Genomic DNA, 17,670 nt, shown 5'->3' on the forward strand with positions numbered 1-17,670 from the left:
GAGCGGGACGCCGGGGCGGGGTGGCGTGGAGGGGGACGGGCGGGTCAGCGGGTGAATCCGGTCGTGTTCGCGGCGGGCGCCGGGACGGGTCCGGGGGCGGGTCCGGGGGCGGCCTCCGCCAGCCGCCCGGGGGCGGGCGCGCCGGGCGCGGCGTGGTGCAGCCAGCAGGCGACGCTGCGGGCGTCGTCCTCCGCTGCGGGCAGCAGCTGCGGCACGTGGCCTGCGCACGGTTCGAAGGCACGGGCGCACCGCGGGCGGAAGGCGCAGCCGGAAGGCATCGCCGTGAGGTGGGGCGGCGAGCCGGCGATGCCGGTGAGTTCCCGGCGCGGACCGTGCAGGGACGGGAAGGAGTGCAGCAGTCCGTGGCTGTAGGGGTGGCGCGCGTCGCGGTAGAGCGCGTCGGCGCCGGCCTCCTCGACGATCCGCCCGCCGTACATGATGGCGATCCGGTCGGAGAACTCCACCAGCAGCGAGATGTCGTGTGTGATGAAGACGACCGAGAAGCTCAGCTCCTCGCGCAACCTGACCAGCTGCCGCAGGATCTGCCGCTGCATCACCACGTCCAGTGCGGTGGTCGGCTCGTCCATGATGACGATCTCCGGCTCCAGGGCCAGCGCCATCGCGATCATCACGCGCTGCCGCATGCCGCCGGACAGCTGGTGCGGGTAGGCGGCGAGCCGGTCGGCGGAGATGCCGACCAGGGACAGCAGTTCGGTCGCACGTCGGATGCGCTGCGCCTTCGAGGTCTGCGGGCGGTGGGCGCGCAGCACGTCGGTCAGCTGGCTGTGCACGGTGTGCACCGGGTTGAGCGAGTTCATCGCGCCCTGGAAGACGATGGACAGCTCCTGCCAGCGGAAGGCCCGCAGTTGCTCGGGGGTCAGGGTGAGCAGGTCGACCGCCCGCCCGTCCTGAGGCGTGTAGGCGACCTCGCCGGCCGTGATGACTCCTGGCGGGGCGAGCAGCCGGGTCACCGCGTAGGCCAGCGTGGACTTGCCCGAGCCGGACTCGCCGGCCAGGCCCAGCACCTCGCCGCGGTGCAGGGTCAGGTTGATGTCGCGCAGCGCCTGCACGGCCGTGGGGCCGGTGCCGTAGTCGACGTGCAGGCCGCTGATGGTGAGGACTGGCTGACCGGTCATGGGCGCGGCTCCTTCCGCTGCGGGCCGCCGGGACCGGAGCGGTCCGGCGGCGCTTCGGCCTGGTGCGGCGGCGCTTCGGCGCGCGGTGCCGCCGGTTCGGCGGGGTCCGGGGCGGGTGTGGCGGTGCGGACGACGGGGGTGAAGCCGACGCGCATGCGGACGCCGCGAGCGGCACCGGTCTCGGTGCGCAGCCGGGGGTTGACGAACTCGTCGATGCCGAAGTTGATGAGGGACAGCGCGGTGCCCAGCAGGGCGATGCACAGTCCGGCGGGTACGAACCACCACCAGGCGCCCTGGGCGAGTGCCTGGTTGGACTGGGCCCAGAACAGCACCGTGCCCCAGTTCCAGTTGGAGATGTCGGCGACGCCGATGAAGGCGAGGGTGATCTCCAGCAGCACAGCGAAGATGACCGTGCCTACGAAGCCGGAGGCGATGACGGCGGTGAGGTTGGGCATGACCTCGAAGACGATGATCCGCCAGGTGGGTTCGCCGGTGGCGCGGGCGGCCTCGACGTAGTCGCGGCGGCGCAGCGACATCGTCTGGGCGCGCAGCACTCGGGCCCCCCAGGCCCAGGCGGTCAGCGAGATGACCAGCGCGATCAGCAGGTCGCTCGCGTCCTCGACGAAGCTGGCGATGATGATGATCAGCGGCAGGCCGGGGATGACGAGGAAGACGTTGCTGAGAGCGGACAGCACCTCGTCGGCGACGCCGCCGAGGAAACCCGCGCTGACGCCGATCGCCACCGCGAGCAGGGTGGCGAAGAAGGCGGCGGTGAAGCCGACGACGAGCACGCCCCGGGTGCCGACCAGGATCTGGGAGAACACGTCCTGGCCGGTCTGGGTGGTGCCGAACCAGTGGGCGCCCGAGGGCGGCTGGAGGATGTCGTCGCTCATCTGGTCCGGATCGTAGGGCGCGAGCCAGGGTCCGGCGACGGCCATCAGGATGAAGAAGCCGAGGATCGCCAGACCGACGCGGGTCTTGCCGCCGCGCAGGAAGCGCAGCCGCTGCCGGCCTGCGGGGGCCTCGGACGCGTCGCCGGTCTCCGCGGCGGTGGAGGCGGTGAGGACTGCCACAGCTCAGGCCTCCCTTCGGGTGCGGGGGTCGAGGAGCAGGTAGACGACGTCCGCGAGCAGGTTGGCGACCAGTACGGACAGCGTGATGATGAGGAACACGCCCTGCATGAGCGGGTAGTCCTTGGCGCCGACGGCCTGGAACAACTGGTAGCCGATGCCCGGGTAGGAGAAGACCATCTCCACCAGCAGCGTGCCGCCGACGATGAAGCCCAGCGACAGGGCGAAGCCGGAGATGTTGGGCAGGATGGCGTTGCGGGCCGCGTAGGAGAACATCACCCGGCGCTCGGACAGCCCCTTGGCCTGGGCGACCGTCACGTAGTCCTCGGAGGAGACGGTCACCATCATGTTCCGCATACCGAGCACCCAGCCGGCCATGGCGGAGAGCACCACGGTGATGCCGGGCAGCACCGCGTGGTAGAGCGCGCTGCCGATGAACTCGGCCGTGAAGCCGGGGACGAGTGCGCTGTCGTATCCGCCGGCGGCCGGGAACAGCGGCCACTTGACGGCGAACAGGGCGATGGCGATGAGGCCGAGCCAGAAGTAGGGGATGGCCGAGATGAAGGTGGTGACCGGGAGCATGCCGTCCAGCCACGAGCCGCGGCGCCAGCCGCTGATGATGCCCAGGCCGGTGCCCAGCAGGAAGCTGAGCGCCGTGGTGGTCCCCACGAGGGCGAGGGTCCACGGAAGGGACTGGGAGATGACCTCCCCGACGGGAGTCGGGAAGAAGGTGAAGGACAGGCCGAGGTCGCCGCGCAGCAGGTGGGACCAGTAGTCGGTGTACTGCTGCCACAGGGAGGCGTCGCGGTCGAGGCCGAAGAGCGCGCGCAGCGACTCGACGGCCTTGGTGTCGAGCTGTCCCTGGAAGCGGGCGATGAGGGCCTGCACGGGGTCGCCCGGCATGAGGCGGGGGATCAGGAAGTTGATGGTGATGGCGGCCCACGCGGTGGCGAGGTAGAAGGTGAGCCGCTGCAGCAGGTACTTCACCGGCCAGCCTCGTTCCCGCCGGAGGACGTGTCGTACAGCCAGCAGGCGGCCCACTGCCCGTGTTCGAGCGTGAACCGGGGCGGCAGTTCGGTGCGGCAGCGTGCCATGGCCTTGGGGCAGCGGGGGTGGAAGCGGCAGCCGGACGGGGGGTCGATCAGCGAGGGCGGTTCGCCGCTGCCGCTCTCCTGCTGGTCCTGTTCGTCCGCCACCCGGTCCGGGTCGGGCGCGGAGGCGATCAGCAGCTGCGTGTAGGGGTGGGCCGGCCGCTGGGTGACGGTCTCGCTGTCACCGCCCTCGACGACCCGGCCGGCGTACATCACCAGGGTGGTGTCGGCGAAGTACCGGGCGGAGGCGATGTCGTGGGTGATGTACAGGACGGCCAGCCGCAGCCGCTCCTTGAGGTCGCGCAGCAGGTTGAGCACGCCGAGACGGATCGACACGTCCAGCATCGACACCGGCTCGTCGGCGAGCAGCACCGAAGGGTCCGCGCCCAGTGCGCGGGCGATGGCGACCCGCTGGCGCTGGCCGCCGGAGAGTTCGTGCGGGAACTTGTCCAGGAACCGCTCCGGCGGCGTCAGTTGCACCTGCCGCAGCAACGCCGCCAGGTTCTCCCGCAGTTCGGCGTCGCCGGAGCCGGCGCGGCCGTGGATGCGCAGTGCCCGGGTGAGGTGGTAGCGCACGGTGTGCACCGGGTTGAGCGAGGCGAACGGGTCCTGGAAGATCAGCTGCACCTCGCGTACGTAGGCGCGGAAGGCCCGCCCGCGCCCCGCCCTGACCGGGTTGCCGGCGAGGCGTATCTCCCCGCCGGTGAGGGGGTGCAGCTGCGCCAGCAGCCGGGCGACGGTGGACTTGCCCGAGCCCGACTCGCCGACCAGGGCGGTGACGCTGCCCCGGCGGAGGACGATCGAGACGTCGTCCACGGCGTGTACGACGCGGCGGCGGCGGGCGAGCACGTCCCGCAGGCCGCGGCGTACGGGGAAGTGCTTGGTGACGGCGCGGGCTTCGAGCACGACCTCCTGGTCGCCGGAGGCGTCGGGCGGGTGCGGGTCGTGCGGGTCACGGGGGGCGGCTTCGGCGAGCATGGCCGGGTTCCTCATCTGGCGGTGGGCGGCGGTCAGGAGGCGGGCTTGAGGTTCAGCACCACGTCGAGCGCGTTGGGCTGCGTGGGCTGCGGCGGTGCGTAGGGGTTCGCCTCGGTCGGCCAGCCGGTCCAGTTCTTCGTGGAGTACTCCGCGCCGATGGGCGCCGCCGCGGTCGGCACCATGGGCGCCTCCTCCACCATGATCTTCTGGAGGGTGTTCAGCGCCTCGGTGCGCACGTCGTCGGTGGTGGCGTTGGCGTACTCCTTCAGCGCCTTCGTCGCCTCCTTGCTGTCGAAGCGGCCGAAGTTGCCGAGCGGGGCGCTCTTGCCGATCGGTTGGAGCAGCTCGCCGTCCATGATGTTCTGGTACATGTCGTAGGGCGTGGCACCGCTGTTGGTCCAGTGGAGGGTGGCGTCGAACTCGCCGTTGGAGACGTCCGAGGTCCACGCCTCAGCGGTCTGCGTCTTGACCTTCGCCTCGATGCCGATCTTCTTGACGTTGTCCTTGATGATCGACAGCCCGGTGATGTAGTCGTTCCAGCCGGCCGGGTCGGTCAGCGTCATCGTCACCGGCTTGCCGCCGGGGTCCTTGAGCGTGCCGCCGCTGAGCGTGAAGCCGGCGTCCTTGAGCAGCTTCTTGGCACCCTCGACGTCGACCTTCGTCGTGGCGTCCTTGTACTCCGGTGCGAGGAACGGCTCACCGGCCGGCAGCGGGATGCCGGTGGGGTTGGTGATCTCGGGGTAGAGCGTGGCCTGCGCCTGAACGTGGATGGCCCGCCGGTCGACGACCATCGCGATGGCCCTGCGCAGCGCCGGGTCGTCCAGCGGCTGCCTGGCGGTGTTGAACCACAGGCCGTGGATGCCCAGGCCGGAGGGGAACCAGAGCTTGTTGTGCTCGGGGTCCTTGGCGACGTAGAGCTGCTTGTAGTCGGGCATGAACACGAACGACCACTCGGTCTTGCCGTTCGCCAGGGCTGTGGTCTGGGCGTTGTTGTCGTTGTAGGAGGTGTAGCGCAGCTCCTTGACCTTCGTCTCGCCCTTCCAGTAGTCGGCGGTGGCGGTGAGCGTCGTGGTCTGCGGCGTGAAGGTCTTCAGCTCGTACGGGCCCGAGCCGACCGGCTCGCGGTTGGGCCAGGTCGCCGGGTCCTCGACGTCGGCCCAGATGTGCTCGGGTACGACGAACGTCGTGACGATCTTGTTCTGGTTGACGAACTGCGACTCCTTGAAGGTGAGGGTGACGGTGTCGCCCTCGGCGGTGATGCCGTCGTAGGCGATGGCGTGGCCGTTCAGCGCCTTGTGCTTCTTGACCAGTCCGAAGGTGAAGGCGACGTCCTCGGCGGTGAGCGGCTCGCCGTCGGACCACTTGGCCTTGCTGTCGATGGTGAAGGAGACTCGGGTGAAGTTGTCCTCCCACTTCCACTCCGACGCGAGCCAGGGCTTGCCCTTCTCGTCCGGCCGGATGCCGTTGGTCATCACCAGGGGCTCGTAGATCATGTAGCGGTAGCCGAGCGAGGCCCCGGCGGAGGTTCCCAGGAACGGGTTGCTGTTGTTGGTCTGCGGCCCGTTGGGCATGCCGATCGACAGCGCTCCGGTGGCGGAGTTGCCCGCGCCCGACGTGGTGGGCGAGGAGCAGCCGGCTGCGAGGGCGGTCACCGCGGTGGCTGCGGCGATCATCCGGAGGGTGGGCCTGGGGGACATGTCGACTCCTTGGGATGCGAGCGGGTGGTGGCCTGGGGCGTGGTTGGCGGGGGTCGTCCCTGGGGGCGGACGGGACTGGTTGCCGGGGTCCCGGGCGGGAACGGCGGGGTACGGCGGAGCGGCCGGTGGGCCCGGACGCGGGCAGGCCGGATCGGCACGTCGCGGGGAGCGCGGTCACGACGCGGAGGCGGGCGGGGCGGTGGAGTACCGCAGGGCGGGTGGGGTGCGGCGAGGGGTGTGGGACGCCTCGGGCTGCGGGTTACGGGCCCGGCGCCGAGCGGCGGACCACAAGTTCGGTGGGCAGGATCGTCGGGCCTGCGGCGGGCGGCGCGCCGCCGAGGTGTTCCAGCAGCAGCCGCGCCGCGGACTCGCCCATCAGCCGCATGGGCTGACGCACGGTGGTGAGCGGGGGCTCGGTGTGCCGGGCCATCGGGATGTCGTCGAAGCCGACCACGGCCACGTCGTCCGGCACGTTCCGCCCGGCCGCCCGCACGGCGCGCAGCGCACCGGCGGCGCTGAGGTCGTTGTGGGCGAAGACCGCGTCGAACCCTGTTCCGTGCCGCATCAGTTGCTGCACGGCAAGGCTGCCTGAGCGTTCGGTGAAGTCGCCCTCGATGACCATCTCCGAGGGGATCTCCACGCCGTGCTCGGCGTAGGTGGTGCGGAAGCCGGCGAGCCGTTCCCGCGCACAGCCGAAACGCAGCGGCCCGGTGACGACCAGCGGCCTGGTGCGTCCGGTGACCAGCAGGTGGCGGGCGGCGGACGCGCCTCCGTCGTGATTGGTGGTGACCACGGAGGGGAACTCGGGGTGGTGGCCGCGGTCATCGATCAGGACGGCCGGCAGGCCCTTGCGGTGCAGCAGCGTGATGGCGGCCAGGGTGTTCTCCGGCTCCACCACGAGCAGCCCGTCGAACGCCCGGGCTGACACCTGGCCGGTGAACCACTCGACGGATTCCACCCCCCGGTTGCAGGTGAAGAGCAGCAGCCCGTAACCGGCCGCCTCGACGGTGTCCACCACTCCCTGGAGGACCTCACCCATCCACGGCCAGGTGAGGGACGGCACCAGCATGCCCACCGTGCGGCTGCGCCCGCGGGCGAGTCCCACCGCGCGGGAGCTGGGCACGTAGCCGAGTTCATCGATCACCTCACGAACGCGGGCGGCCGTCGCCCGGTCCACTTCCGCCTTGGTGTTCAGCACCCGGGAGACCGTGGTCTTGCTGACTCCCGCCGCACGTGCGACATCCGCGATGGTCACGCGCATGAGGGCCTCCCGCGGCGGTGTGGGGTCCATGCCGGTACCGGTACCGGAACCGGTACCGGCGTCAGAGCGGGAGTTAACCGGCCCGCCACAGGGGCGTCAACACTTCACACCGAAGTTGCTTGAGAGCGTTCTCATTCTGCCTGGTGAGGTGATATTGCTTCATTCCTTGAATGGTTAGAGCAACCGAATTCCCCGATGTCGCAGCCCTGCTCCCGAATCAGCACACGCGGCGAGCGGGTCACCTCGCCGCCGGGACACCCCACTTGGCCCCGCGGCCACAGCCGACTGCGGCGGGGTCGCGCACCCGACGAGCAGCGTGCATGTTCCCTACGCCGCGGGGATACCCACAAGTAACCGCGGCTGCTTTGATGTGGGCGTCGGCCCCCACCTCACCCCCCGCAGGGAGTCCCCGTGCCGCAGCTGTCCCCGCCTCGCGCTGCCCGAAGAACCGTGATCGCCACCGCGGTCGCCGCCGCGCTGGCCGCCGTCGCCCTCTCCGCCGCACCGGCCGGAGCCACTTCCGCCACCGCGTCCGAGCCCCGCCTCCAGGTGCTGAGTTACAACGCCTTCCTGTTCAGCAAGTCGCTCTACCCGAACTGGGGCCAGGACCACCGCGCCCGGGAGATCCCGCGGGCCGAGTGGTTCTCCGGCCACGACGTGGTGGTACTCCAGGAGGCGTTCGACAACGGCACCTCGGACGCCCTGATGCGCAACGCGGCCGACCGCTACCCGCACCGGACCGGCGTACTGGGCCGGTCCAGGAGCGGCTGGGACGCCACACACGGCTCCTACTCCTCGCTGACCCCGGAGGACGGCGGGGTGGCGGTGCTCAGCAAGTGGCCCATCGTCCGCAAGGAGCAGTTCGTCTACAAGGACGGGTGCGGATCGGACTGGTTCTCCAACAAGGGCTTCGTGTACGCGGTGTTGGACGTCGCGGGCACCCGGGTGCATGTGGTGGGCACCCACGCGCAGTCCACCGACCCCGGATGCGCGGCCGGTGAGGCCCGCCGGGTGCGCAGCTCCCAGTTCCGCCAACTCGACGGCTTCCTGCGGGCCAAGAACATCCCCGCGTCCGAACAGGTCGTGGTCGCCGGGGACTTCAACGTCGACTCGCACAGCGACGAGTACGCCTCGATGCTCGCCGACGCCGGCCTTGCCGACACCGACAGCCGTTCCGGCCTGCCCCACTCCTTCGACACCCGCGACAACTCCGTCGCGGCGGAGCGCTATCCGACCGACCCGCGGGAGAACCTGGACCATGTCCTGTACCGCTCCGGGCACGCGCGGCCGGCCGGCTGGGACAACCACGTCGTCGACGAGCGCTCGGCGCCCTGGACGGTGACCAGTTGGGGCACGTCCTACACGTACCGCAACCTCTCCGACCACTACCCGGTGATCGGTCGCTGACCGGCCCGGTCACGGCACGACGGCTGCCGCCCCGCCGGTGGGCGGGGCGGCAGCCGTCGGTTTCGCGTGAACGAGGCACGGACGGCCGTCAGGCGCGGCTGTGCTCCACCTCCGGAGCGCGGGCGCCCGCAGGCGCGGGCGTCAGCCGCTCACCCTCGATGTCGACGGACGGCAGCACCCGGTCCAGCCACCGCGGCAGCCACCAGGCGGACCGGCCGAGCAGGGCGAGCACCGCCGGCACGATCGCCATGCGCACCACGAAGGCGTCGAAGAAGACCGCGATGGCCAATCCGAAGCCCATCATCTTCACCATCGGGTCGTTGGAGCCGACGAAGCCCGCGAACACGCTGATCATGATGACGGCGGCAGCCGAGACCACCCGGGCCCCGTGGGTGAATCCGGTGACGATGGCCTCGCGGGGCTCCTCGCCGTGCACGAACGCCTCCCGCATCCGCGTCACCAGGAAGACCTCGTAGTCCATGGCCAGTCCGAAGACCACGCCGACCAGGAAGATCGGCGCCATGCTGACCACCGGGCCGGTCTGCTCCACGCCCAGCAGCCCGCCGAGCCAGCCCCACTGGAAGACCGCCACCACGGCGCCGAACGCGGCGACCACCGAGAGCAGGAAGCCCAGGGCCGCCTTGAGCGGAACCAGGATCGAGCGGAAGACGATCATCAGCAGCAGGAAGGCGAGACCCACGACCAGGGCCAGGTAGGGCACCAGGGCGTCGTTGAGCTTCGTGGAGAAGTCGACGTTCATGGCGGTGGCACCGGTGACCAGCGTGTCGGCTCCGGTGGCGTTCCGGGTGTCGTCCGCGGTGTCGCGGATGTCGTGGACCAGCTGCTCGGTCTCGACGCTGCCGGGGTCGCTCGCCGGCACGACGGTGATCATCGCGGTGTTCCCCGCCTCGTTGAACTGCGGCGGCGTCACCTGGGCGACGTCGTCCAGTCCGGCGAGCTGCTTGCCGACACGTTCCGCCGCAGCCTCGGGGTTGTCGCTCTGCCGGGCGTCGACCACGACGAGCAGCGGGCCGTTGAGACCGGGGCCGAAGCTCTCGGACACCATGTCGTAGGCCTTGCGCTGCGTGCTCTCCGTGGAGCGCGAGCCCTCGTCGGGCATGCCCAGCTCCAGCTGGGTGGCCGGCAGTGCGACCACACCGAGTCCGAGCACCGCGACCACGAGCACCATCACCGGGCGGCGCAGCACCAGACGCGCCCAGCGGGTGCCCGCGCTCGGCTTGCCGGCCGGCGTGGCGCTCCCGTCCTTCACCGCCGGATCGGCGGCCCCGGTACCGGCGGAGGCGGCCGTCTTGCGGAAGGCCTTCCCCAGCACACGGTCTCCGGCGAACCCGAGCAGCGCCGGCACCAGCGAGATCGCCACGAGCACCGCGACACCGACGGTGGCGGCGGCGGCCAGGCCCATCTTGGTGAGCAGCGGCACGCCGACGACCGACAGCCCGGCCAGTGCGATGAGCACCGTCAGTCCGGCGAACACCACAGCGGAACCGGCGGTGCCCACGGCCCGCCCGGCGGCCTCCTCGCCCCCGTGGCCCTCCGCCCGTTCGGCGCGGTAGCGGGACACGATGAAGAGGGCGTAGTCGATACCGACCGCGAGCCCGATCATGGCGGCCAGGACGGAGGTGACACCCGACAGTTCCAGGACGGGCGCCAGTGCCACGATGCCGCCCACACCGATACCCAGGCCGACAAGCGCGGTGACCAGCGGCAGACCGGCGGCGACCAGCGATCCCAGGGTGATGACGAGGACCAGCGCGGCCACGAACACGCCGATGACCTCGCCGCTGCCGGTCTGCGGTTCGGCTTCGAGAGCGGTCCCGCCCGCCTCCGCCTGAAGTCCGTTGTCGCGGGCGTAGTCGGTGGCGGACAGCAGCGCGTCCTGCGACTCCTCGCTGACCTCACCGAGCGGCACACCGAAGTTGACCGTGGCGAAGCCGGTCGAGCCGTCCTGACTGACCGCCTTCGAGGTGAACGGGTCGATCACCTCGGTGACTTCCGGGTCGCGGCCCAGGCGTTCCACGGTCCGTTCCACCGCGGCCTTGGCCTCGCCCTCGGTGAGGGGCGAGCCGTCGGTGGTACGCAGGACGATGCGGGCGCTGGCCCCGTCGGCCTGCATGCCCGGGTAGCGCTCGTCCAGCAGGTCGAACGCCCGCTGGGCCTCGGTGCCCGGGATGGAGGCGGACATGCCGGGAGTGGAGGCGGCTGTGGCGGCCCCCAGGCCGACAACCGCGAGCAGGGCCACCCATATCAGGGTGACAAGCCGTCGTCGCACGAAGGCGAAACGGCCGAGTGACTGGAGGAGCGAGGCCACGAAGTGACTCCCGTCGATAGGCGTGACGGACCGCCCCGGCGGCTGAGCGGCGGCCGGGTCGGGCGGTGCGGACGGTGGGGTGGTGGCGGCCCGGGGCGGCCGCCGGGGTCAGAGGCCCAGCATCGGCAGGACCACGGTGTCGACGAACCGCACGAGGAAGTCCTCGTCGGCTTCCTCCGCGTCGATGATCGGGCGGGCGAGCAGCACACCGAAGAACATGTGCGGCAGGTACTCGGCGGCCGGCGGGACGTCGTCCATCTCGCCGCGCTCGACCGAGCGCCGCAGCAGCGCCCGGAACTCGACGAGTTCGGGCTCCACCAGCGACTCGCGGATGATGCGGGCCAGTTCGGCGTCGCCCTGCATGGCGTGCCCGAGGGCACGCAGCAGCGCGGTGTCCTGCACGGCGTCCCGCGCGGCCCAGCGAGCCAGCATGCGCAGGTCCTCGGCGAGGCTTCCGGTGTCCAGGTCGGCGAGGGGCGGGGGCGGCGAGCCGCAACCGCCCAGCGCGGCGGCGACCAGTTGGGGCTTGCCTCCCCACTGCCGGTAGAGCGTCGCCTTGCTGGACCTGGTCCGCGCGGCCACGGCGTCCATGGTGAGCGCCTCGTACCCCACGTCCCTGAGCAGGTCGAGCACGGCCTCGTACAGCTCCTGCTCGCGTTCCGGGGTGAGCTTGCTGCGGCTGCCCCGGCGGGCGGTCCCGTCAGCGGTCGGTGCGGTCATCGGATGTGCGCCTCACGGGTTCGCCGGATCATCGAAACGGTTTCGTCTCGATGAGAGTAACCAGGCGCCCCATCGAAACGCAAGCGGATCGATACTACTGCGTATCGATCCGAAGGCGTATCGATATGTTCACGTTCCCGAAGGGGTCGGCAGCGCGCGGGACCGCGCACCCGGGCTGCGCTACCGGCCCGCCACCTCCTTCGAACACGCACGTCACAGCGCCGGGAGGTTTCACCGTCCCGGTGAGACAGCAATACTGTCCAACACCGGAGGCACAGGTGCGGCAGAGGGAGAGGACGGTACGGATGACGCAGCAGGCGGAGAGCACGGACCTGACCGTGGACGAGCTGGCCGCCCGGGCGGGTGTCACCGTGCGCACCATCCGCTTCTACAGCACCCGGGGGCTGCTGCCGCCCCCGCAGATCGGCCCCCGGCGGGTCGGCCGCTACGGTCCCGACCACCTCTCCCGCTTGGCGCTCATCGAGGAGTTGCAGAGCCAGGGCATGACGCTGGCCGCCATCGAGCGCTATGTGCAGCACCTGCCCGAGGACCTGACCAGCCACGAACTGGCCATCCACCGGGCCCTGGTGGCGTCCTGGATGCCCGACAGCGCCGACCAGGTGACACGGGAGCAACTGCGCCGCCGCTGCGGACGCGACCTCGCGGACGACGACGTCGAGCGGCTGCGGGCGATGAGCGTGGTGGAGCCCACCGACGATCCGGAGGTCTTCCTCGTCGACCCGGGGCTGCTGCCGCTGGGCGTGCGCCTGCTGGACGTGCCGATCTCGCTGGAGTCCATCCTTGCCGCCCGCCGGGTGCTGCTGGAACACACCACGCAGGCGGCCCGCGAGCTGAGCCGGCTGTTCCGGGACGAAGTCTGGGAGCCCTACCGGGAACAGGACCCGGCGCCCGAGCAGGTGGAGCACATGAAGTCACTCTCGGCCCACATGCAGCCGCTGGTGGTGCAGGCGCTGCTGACCACCTTCCAGCGCTCGCTCAAGAAGGAGCTGCGGCACACGTTCCCGCAGGAACACCCTCCCCGCTTGGGGCACTGACCGCCCCTCCCCCACGCCGGGGGCGGGAGGGGCGGCGGGCGTGCCCGTGCGGTGGTCAGGCGTCGGTGAAGGTCTCGCCCCGGGCAGCCTTCTCACGCAGCAGTGCGGGCGGGGCGAAACGGTCGCCGTAGCGCTGCTGCAACTCCTCGGCACGGGCGACGAAACCGGACAGGCCGCCCGGATAGCCGTTGACGTACTGCAGCACACCGCCCGTCCACGGCGGGAAGCCGATGCCCATGATCGAACCGATGTTGGCGTCCGCCACCGACGTCAGCACTCCCTCCTCCAGGCAGCGCACGCTGTCCAGCGCCTCGGCGAAGAGCATGCGCTCCTTCATGTCCTCGAACGGCACGTCGGCGTCCGGTCGGGTGAAGTGCTCCCGCAGGCCCGGCCACAGGCGGGTGCGGCGGCCGTCCTCGTACTCGTAGAAGCCCGCTCCGGCGCTGCGGCCCGTCCGGCCGAACTCGTCGACCAGCCGGTCCACCACCGCGTCGGCCGGGTGGCCGGGCCACTCGCCGCCTTCGGCCTCCACCGCGCGCCGGGTCTCCTCGCGGATGCGACGCGGCAGGGTGAGGGTCAGCTCGTCCATCAGGGAGAGCACCTTCGCCGGATATCCGGCCTGCGCGGCGGCCTGCTCCACGGAGGCCGGCTCGACGCCCTCCCCCACCAGCGCGATGCCCTCGTTGAGGAACTGCCCGATGACGCGCGAGGTGAAGAAGCCGCGGGAGTCGTTGACCACGATGGGCGTCTTGTCGATCTGCCGGACCAGGTCGAACGCCCGCGCCAGCGCCTCGTCGCCGGTGGCGGCGCCGCGCACGATCTCCACCAGCGGCATCCGGTCCACCGGCGAGAAGAAGTGCAGGCCGACGAAGTCCTCGGACCGGGCGACGCCTTCGGCGAGCGAGGTGATCGGCAGGGTGGAGGTGTTGGAGCAAAGCAGCGCGTCGGGCGCGACGACGTCCTGGATCTCCTGGAAGACCTTGTGCTTGAGGGCCGGGTCCTCGAAGACGGCCTCGATGACCGCGTCGCATCCGGCGAGCTGCGCCGGATCGGCGGTCGGGGTGATCCGGGCGAGCAGGGCGTCGCGCTTCTCGGCCGTGGTGCGGCCCTTGGCCAGCGCGGAGTCCAGCAGACCGGCCGAGTAGGCCTTGCCCTTGTCCGCCGCCTCCTGGGAGACGTCCTTGAGTACCACCTCGATCCCGGCCCGCGCACAGGCGTAGGCGATGCCGGCGCCCATCATGCCCGCGCCCAGGACCGCGACCCTGCGGACTGTGCTCTGCTCGTGGCCCGCCGGGCGGCTGAGGCCCGCGTTCACTGCCTGGAGGTCGAAGAAGAACGCCTGGATCATGTTCTTCGAGATCTGCCCGGTGACCAGTTCGACGAAGTAGCGGGCCTCGATCACCTCGGCGTTCGCGAAGTCGACCTGGGCGCCCTCGACGGCCGCCGCCAGGATGTTGCGCTGGGCCGGGTAGGGCGCGCCGCCGGTCTGCTTGCGGAGGTTGGCGGGGAACGCGGGCAGGTTCGCGGCGAACTTCGGGTGGGCGGGGGTCCCGCCGGGGATGCGGTAGCCGGGTTCGTCCCACGGCTGGCGGGACTCGGGGTGGGCGTCGATGAAGGCACGAGCCCGCTCGGTCATCTCCTCGGTGGTCTCCACCACCTCGTGCACCAGGCCCTTCTCCCTGGCCTTCTGCGGTACGAGGCGCTGGCCCTGGAGCAGTACGTTCATCAGGGCGTCGGTGATGCCCAGCAGGCGGACCGTCCTGGTGACGCCGCCGCCTGCGGGCAGCAGCCCCAGGGTGGCCTCGGGCAGGCCGATGCGTGAGCCGCGCGCGTCCAGGGCGACCCGGTGGTGGCAGGCGAGAGCGATCTCCAGGCCGCCGCCGAGGGCGGCGCCGTTGATCGCGGCCACCACGGGCTTGCCGAGTGTCTCGATCCGGCGCAGGTCCCGCTTGATCCGCATCCCGGCGTCGAAGACCTGCTGCGCGTCGGCGGGCGTGGCCCTGATCATGAGCCGCAGGTCACCGCCGGCGAAGAAGGTCTTCTTCGCCGAGGTGACGATGACTCCGCGGATCGTGTCGCGCTCGGCCTCCAGCCGGTCGGCGACCGCCGTCAGGGAGGTCCGGAACGCCTCGTTCATGGTGTTGGCGGACTGCTCGGGGTCGTCGAGGGTGAGCGTGATGACGTCGTCGGCGTCACGATCCCAGCGGATCGCCGTGGGCTCAGACATGTGGTGGTCTCCAGGCGGGTTCTGTCGGGCACGGGGGAAGCGGGCGCCTGCCGCGAGCGGCGGGCTGCGGCCGGGCGCGGCGTCAGAGGCGTTCGATCACGGTGGCGATGCCCATGCCACCGCCGACGCAGAGCGTGGCCAGGCCCCGGCGCTGGTCGCGGCGCTCCAGTTCGTCGAGCAGCGTGCCCAGGATCATGGCTCCGGTGGCACCGAGCGGATGCCCCATCGCGATGGCGCCGCCGTTGACGTTGACCTGGTCCAGGGACAGGCCCATGTCCCGCACGAAGCGTAGGACGACGGCTGCGAAGGCCTCGTTGATCTCAACCAGGTCGATGTCGGCGATGGTCAGCCCGGCCTTGGCGAGTGCCTTGCGGGCCGCCGGGGCGGGCCCGGTGAGCATGATCGTCGGGTCGGCCCCGGAGACCGCGGCGGACAGGATGCGGGCACGGGGCTGCAGGCCGTGGCGACGGCCCACCTCCGCGTTGCCCACGGCCACCAGGGCGGCGCCGTCGACGATGCCGGAGGAGTTGCCCGCGTGGTGCACGTGGTCGATGCGCTCGACGTGGTGGTACTTCTGCAGCGCCACCGCGTCGAAGCCGCCCAGTTCGCCGATGTCGGCGAACGACGGTTTCAGCGAGGCCAGTGACTCGGCCGTGGTCCCGGGGCGCAGGTGCTCGTCCCGGTCCAGCACCGTCAGGCCGCTGCGGTCCCTCACCGGGACGACGGACCGGGCGAACCGGTCCTCCTTCCATGCCTGCGCGGCGCGTTCCTGGGACAGGGCCGCGTAGCCGTCGACGTCGGCCCTGCTGAAGCCCTCGACGGTGGCGATGAGGTCCGCACCGATGCCCTGCGGGACGAAGCCCGTCTCGAAGCTGGTCATCGGGTCCATGGCCCAGGCCCCGCCGTCGCTGCCGAGCGGGACCCGCGACATGGACTCGACGCCGCCCGCCAGCACCAGGTCCTCCCAGCCGCTGCGGACCTTGGCCGCGGCCATGTTCACGGCCTCCAGGCCGGAGGCGCAGAAGCGGTTGAGCTGCACGCCCGCCACGGTGTCGGGCAGCCCGGCGGCGATCGCGGCGATCTTGGCGATGTCGGAGCCCTGGTCGCTGTGCGGGCTGACCACGCCCAGCACCACGTCGTCCACGGCGGACGGGTCGAGCTCGGGGAAACGGCGGCGGATCTCGTGGATGAGGCCCACCACGAGGTCGATGGGCTTGGTGCCGTGCAGGGCTCCGGCGGCCTTGCCGCGTCCGCGCGGGGTGCGGACGGCGTCGTAGACGAACGCTTCGGTGCTCAAGGTCTGCGGCCTTTCGGTGCGGAGGGCTCCGACATCGCCGGAGGCTTCATGGAACGGACGGGCGGGAACGGACCGGCGGGAACGGGCGGGTGCGGGATCACCCGAGCAGGGACCGGCCGATGATCTCCTTCATGATCTCGGTCGTACCGCCGTAGATCGTCTGTATGCGGCCGTCGGTGAACGCCTTGGCGACCGGGTACTCGCTCATGTAGCCGTAGCCTCCGTGCAACTGGAGGCATCGGTCGGCGACCCGCTTCTGCAGCTCCGTCGCCCACCACTTGGCCATCGACGCGTGCACCGCGTCCAGTGTGCCCACCGTGTGGTCGCTGATGCAGCGGTCGACGAAGGTTCGGGTGACGGCGCACTCGGTAGCCATCTCGGCCACCTCGAAGCGGACGTGCTGCAGCTTGGACAGCGGACGCCCGAACGCCTCGCGTTCCTTGACGTAGCCGCGGGTCAGGTCGAGCAGTTGTTCGGCGGCGGTGACGGCGGCCACGGCGATGCTCATGCGCTCCTGCGCGAGGTGCGTCATCAGGTGCACGAAGGCGCCGTCCCGCTCCCCCAGCAGGTTGTCCTTGGGCACCCGGACATCGTGGAAGAACAGCTCGGCCGTGTCCTGCGCCTTCTGCCCGATCTTGTCGAGGTTGCGGCCCCGCTCGAAACCGGGCATGCCGCGTTCGACGACCAGCAGACTCAGCCCCTTGGCGCCGCCCTCGGGTGAGGTGCGGGCGACGACGACCACCAAGTCGGCCAGGATGCCGTTGGAGATGAAGGTCTTGGACCCGTTGAGCAGCCAGTGGTCGCCGCGGTCCTGGGCGGTGGTCGTGATGCCCTGGAGGTCGGAGCCGGCGCCCGGTTCGGTCATGGCGATCGCGGTGATGCACTCGCCGCTGCAGAAGCCGGGCAGCCACCTGCGCTTCTGCTCCTCGGTGGAGAGCGCCAGCAGGTAGGGGCCGACGATGTCGTTGTGCAGCCCGACGGCCATGCCGGAAGCCCCGGCGCGGGTGAACTCCTCCATGAGCACGGCGCTGAAGCGGAAGTCGCCGGTGCCCCCGCCGCCGTACTCCTCGGGCACGGCGAGACCGAGCAGGCCCTGGCGCCCGGCCGCGAGCCAGGCGTCCCGGCTGACGATGCCGTCCCGCTCCCACTGCTCGTGGTGGGGTACGACCTCCTTCTCCAGGAAGGCACGCACCGTCTGCCGGAAGGCCTCGTGGTCGTCGGTGTAGATCTGCCGCTGCATTCCCCGTCACCCTCCTGTTCGGCCCTGGTGGGCCCTGTCAGCCTCGTCGGAGACGGGCCCGTGTGCTGTTCCTGTGCGGGCGGGAGGTGCGCTGCCTCTGCCGCGCAGCCCCGCGCCGGGTGCCGGAACCGGCGGCCCCGGCGGGAACCGGCGGCCCTGGCG

Annotated in this window: 13 protein-coding genes; 2 read left to right on the top strand and 11 right to left on the bottom strand. The window is 71.1% G+C overall.

Annotated features, from left to right (window positions below; genetic code table 11):
• Nucleotides 1-44 precede the first annotated feature (44 nt).
• From QNO07_RS01080 to QNO07_RS01105, 6 genes are all read right to left on the bottom strand, one after another.
• Nucleotides 45-1,136, bottom strand: coding sequence for an ABC transporter ATP-binding protein (locus QNO07_RS01080; protein WP_283989381.1), 1,092 nt, complete (start codon nt 1,134-1,136; stop codon nt 45-47).
• Complete coding sequence (locus tag QNO07_RS01085) at nt 1,133-2,209, bottom strand: ABC transporter permease (RefSeq protein WP_283989382.1); 1,077 nt, start codon at nt 2,207-2,209, stop codon at nt 1,133-1,135. Before QNO07_RS01085 ends, QNO07_RS01080 begins: the two co-directional genes overlap by 4 nt.
• Before the next feature lie 3 nt (nt 2,210-2,212).
• A complete protein-coding gene (locus QNO07_RS01090; protein WP_283989383.1) occupies nt 2,213-3,193 on the bottom strand; it encodes an ABC transporter permease in 981 nt (326 codons plus the stop codon).
• Nucleotides 3,190-4,275 carry an ABC transporter ATP-binding protein gene (locus QNO07_RS01095; RefSeq protein WP_283989384.1) on the bottom strand — a complete coding sequence of 362 codons (1,086 nt, stop codon included), beginning with the start codon at nt 4,273-4,275 and terminating at the stop codon, nt 3,190-3,192. Before QNO07_RS01095 ends, QNO07_RS01090 begins: the two co-directional genes overlap by 4 nt.
• Nucleotides 4,276-4,307: 32 nt before the next feature.
• A complete protein-coding gene (locus QNO07_RS01100; RefSeq protein ID WP_283989385.1) occupies nt 4,308-5,972 on the bottom strand; it encodes an ABC transporter substrate-binding protein in 1,665 nt (554 codons plus the stop codon).
• 259 nt (nt 5,973-6,231) lie between these two features.
• The gene (locus QNO07_RS01105) at nt 6,232-7,233 is read right to left on the bottom strand and encodes a LacI family DNA-binding transcriptional regulator (RefSeq protein ID WP_283989386.1); all 1,002 of its coding nucleotides are present in this window, start codon (nt 7,231-7,233) and stop codon (nt 6,232-6,234) included.
• 411 nt (nt 7,234-7,644) lie between these two features.
• Between QNO07_RS01105 and sph the strand changes: the two genes are divergently transcribed.
• Nucleotides 7,645-8,640 (top strand): sphingomyelin phosphodiesterase, encoded by a 996-nt coding sequence (gene sph, locus QNO07_RS01110; protein WP_283989387.1) that lies wholly within the window; start codon nt 7,645-7,647, stop codon nt 8,638-8,640.
• 88 nt (nt 8,641-8,728) lie between these two features.
• On the opposite strand, the gene QNO07_RS01115 is transcribed toward sph, so the two are convergent.
• Nucleotides 8,729-10,969: an MMPL family transporter gene (locus QNO07_RS01115; protein WP_283989389.1), complete on the bottom strand. Its 2,241-nt coding sequence runs from the start codon at nt 10,967-10,969 to the stop codon at nt 8,729-8,731.
• 108 nt (nt 10,970-11,077) lie between these two features.
• Nucleotides 11,078-11,689, bottom strand: a complete 612-nt coding sequence (locus QNO07_RS01120) for a TetR/AcrR family transcriptional regulator (protein ID WP_283989390.1) — start codon at nt 11,687-11,689, stop codon at nt 11,078-11,080.
• Between the two features lie 305 nt (nt 11,690-11,994).
• Between QNO07_RS01120 and QNO07_RS01125 the strand changes: the two genes are divergently transcribed.
• A complete protein-coding gene (locus QNO07_RS01125; RefSeq protein ID WP_283989391.1) occupies nt 11,995-12,744 on the top strand; it encodes a MerR family transcriptional regulator in 750 nt (249 codons plus the stop codon).
• 55 nt (nt 12,745-12,799) lie between these two features.
• Here the strand turns inward: QNO07_RS01125 and QNO07_RS01130 are convergent, their stop codons facing one another.
• From QNO07_RS01130 to QNO07_RS01140, 3 genes are all read right to left on the bottom strand, one after another.
• On the bottom strand, nt 12,800-14,971 hold the full coding sequence (locus tag QNO07_RS01130; protein WP_283989393.1) for a 3-hydroxyacyl-CoA dehydrogenase NAD-binding domain-containing protein: 2,172 nt from the start codon (nt 14,969-14,971) through the stop codon (nt 12,800-12,802).
• An 82-nt stretch (nt 14,972-15,053) separates the two neighbouring features.
• Nucleotides 15,054-16,268: an acetyl-CoA C-acetyltransferase gene (locus tag QNO07_RS01135; RefSeq protein WP_283989394.1), complete on the bottom strand. Its 1,215-nt coding sequence runs from the start codon at nt 16,266-16,268 to the stop codon at nt 15,054-15,056.
• 97 nt (nt 16,269-16,365) lie between these two features.
• Nucleotides 16,366-17,508: an acyl-CoA dehydrogenase family protein gene (locus tag QNO07_RS01140; RefSeq protein WP_283989395.1), complete on the bottom strand. Its 1,143-nt coding sequence runs from the start codon at nt 17,506-17,508 to the stop codon at nt 16,366-16,368.
• Between the last annotated feature and the right edge of the window lie 162 nt (nt 17,509-17,670).

Source organism: Streptomyces sp. 549, assembly GCF_030124175.1.
GTDB lineage: Bacteria > Actinomycetota > Actinomycetes > Streptomycetales > Streptomycetaceae > Streptomyces.

Bases quoted from the DNA above. Each gene is read 5' to 3' on its own strand.
- QNO07_RS01105 (WP_283989386.1), bottom strand. From the start codon at position 7,233: ATGCGCGTGACCATCGCGGATGTCGCACGTGCGGCGGGAGTCAGCAAG.
- QNO07_RS01140 (WP_283989395.1), bottom strand. From the start codon at position 17,508: ATGCAGCGGCAGATCTACACCGACGACCACGAGGCCTTCCGGCAGACG.
- QNO07_RS01130 (WP_283989393.1), bottom strand. From the start codon at position 14,971: ATGTCTGAGCCCACGGCGATCCGCTGGGATCGTGACGCCGACGACGTC.
- QNO07_RS01125 (WP_283989391.1), top strand. From the start codon at position 11,995: ATGACGCAGCAGGCGGAGAGCACGGACCTGACCGTGGACGAGCTGGCC.
- QNO07_RS01080 (WP_283989381.1), bottom strand. From the start codon at position 1,136: ATGACCGGTCAGCCAGTCCTCACCATCAGCGGCCTGCACGTCGACTAC.
- QNO07_RS01095 (WP_283989384.1), bottom strand. From the start codon at position 4,275: ATGCTCGCCGAAGCCGCCCCCCGTGACCCGCACGACCCGCACCCGCCC.
- QNO07_RS01120 (WP_283989390.1), bottom strand. From the start codon at position 11,689: ATGACCGCACCGACCGCTGACGGGACCGCCCGCCGGGGCAGCCGCAGC.
- QNO07_RS01100 (WP_283989385.1), bottom strand. From the start codon at position 5,972: ATGTCCCCCAGGCCCACCCTCCGGATGATCGCCGCAGCCACCGCGGTG.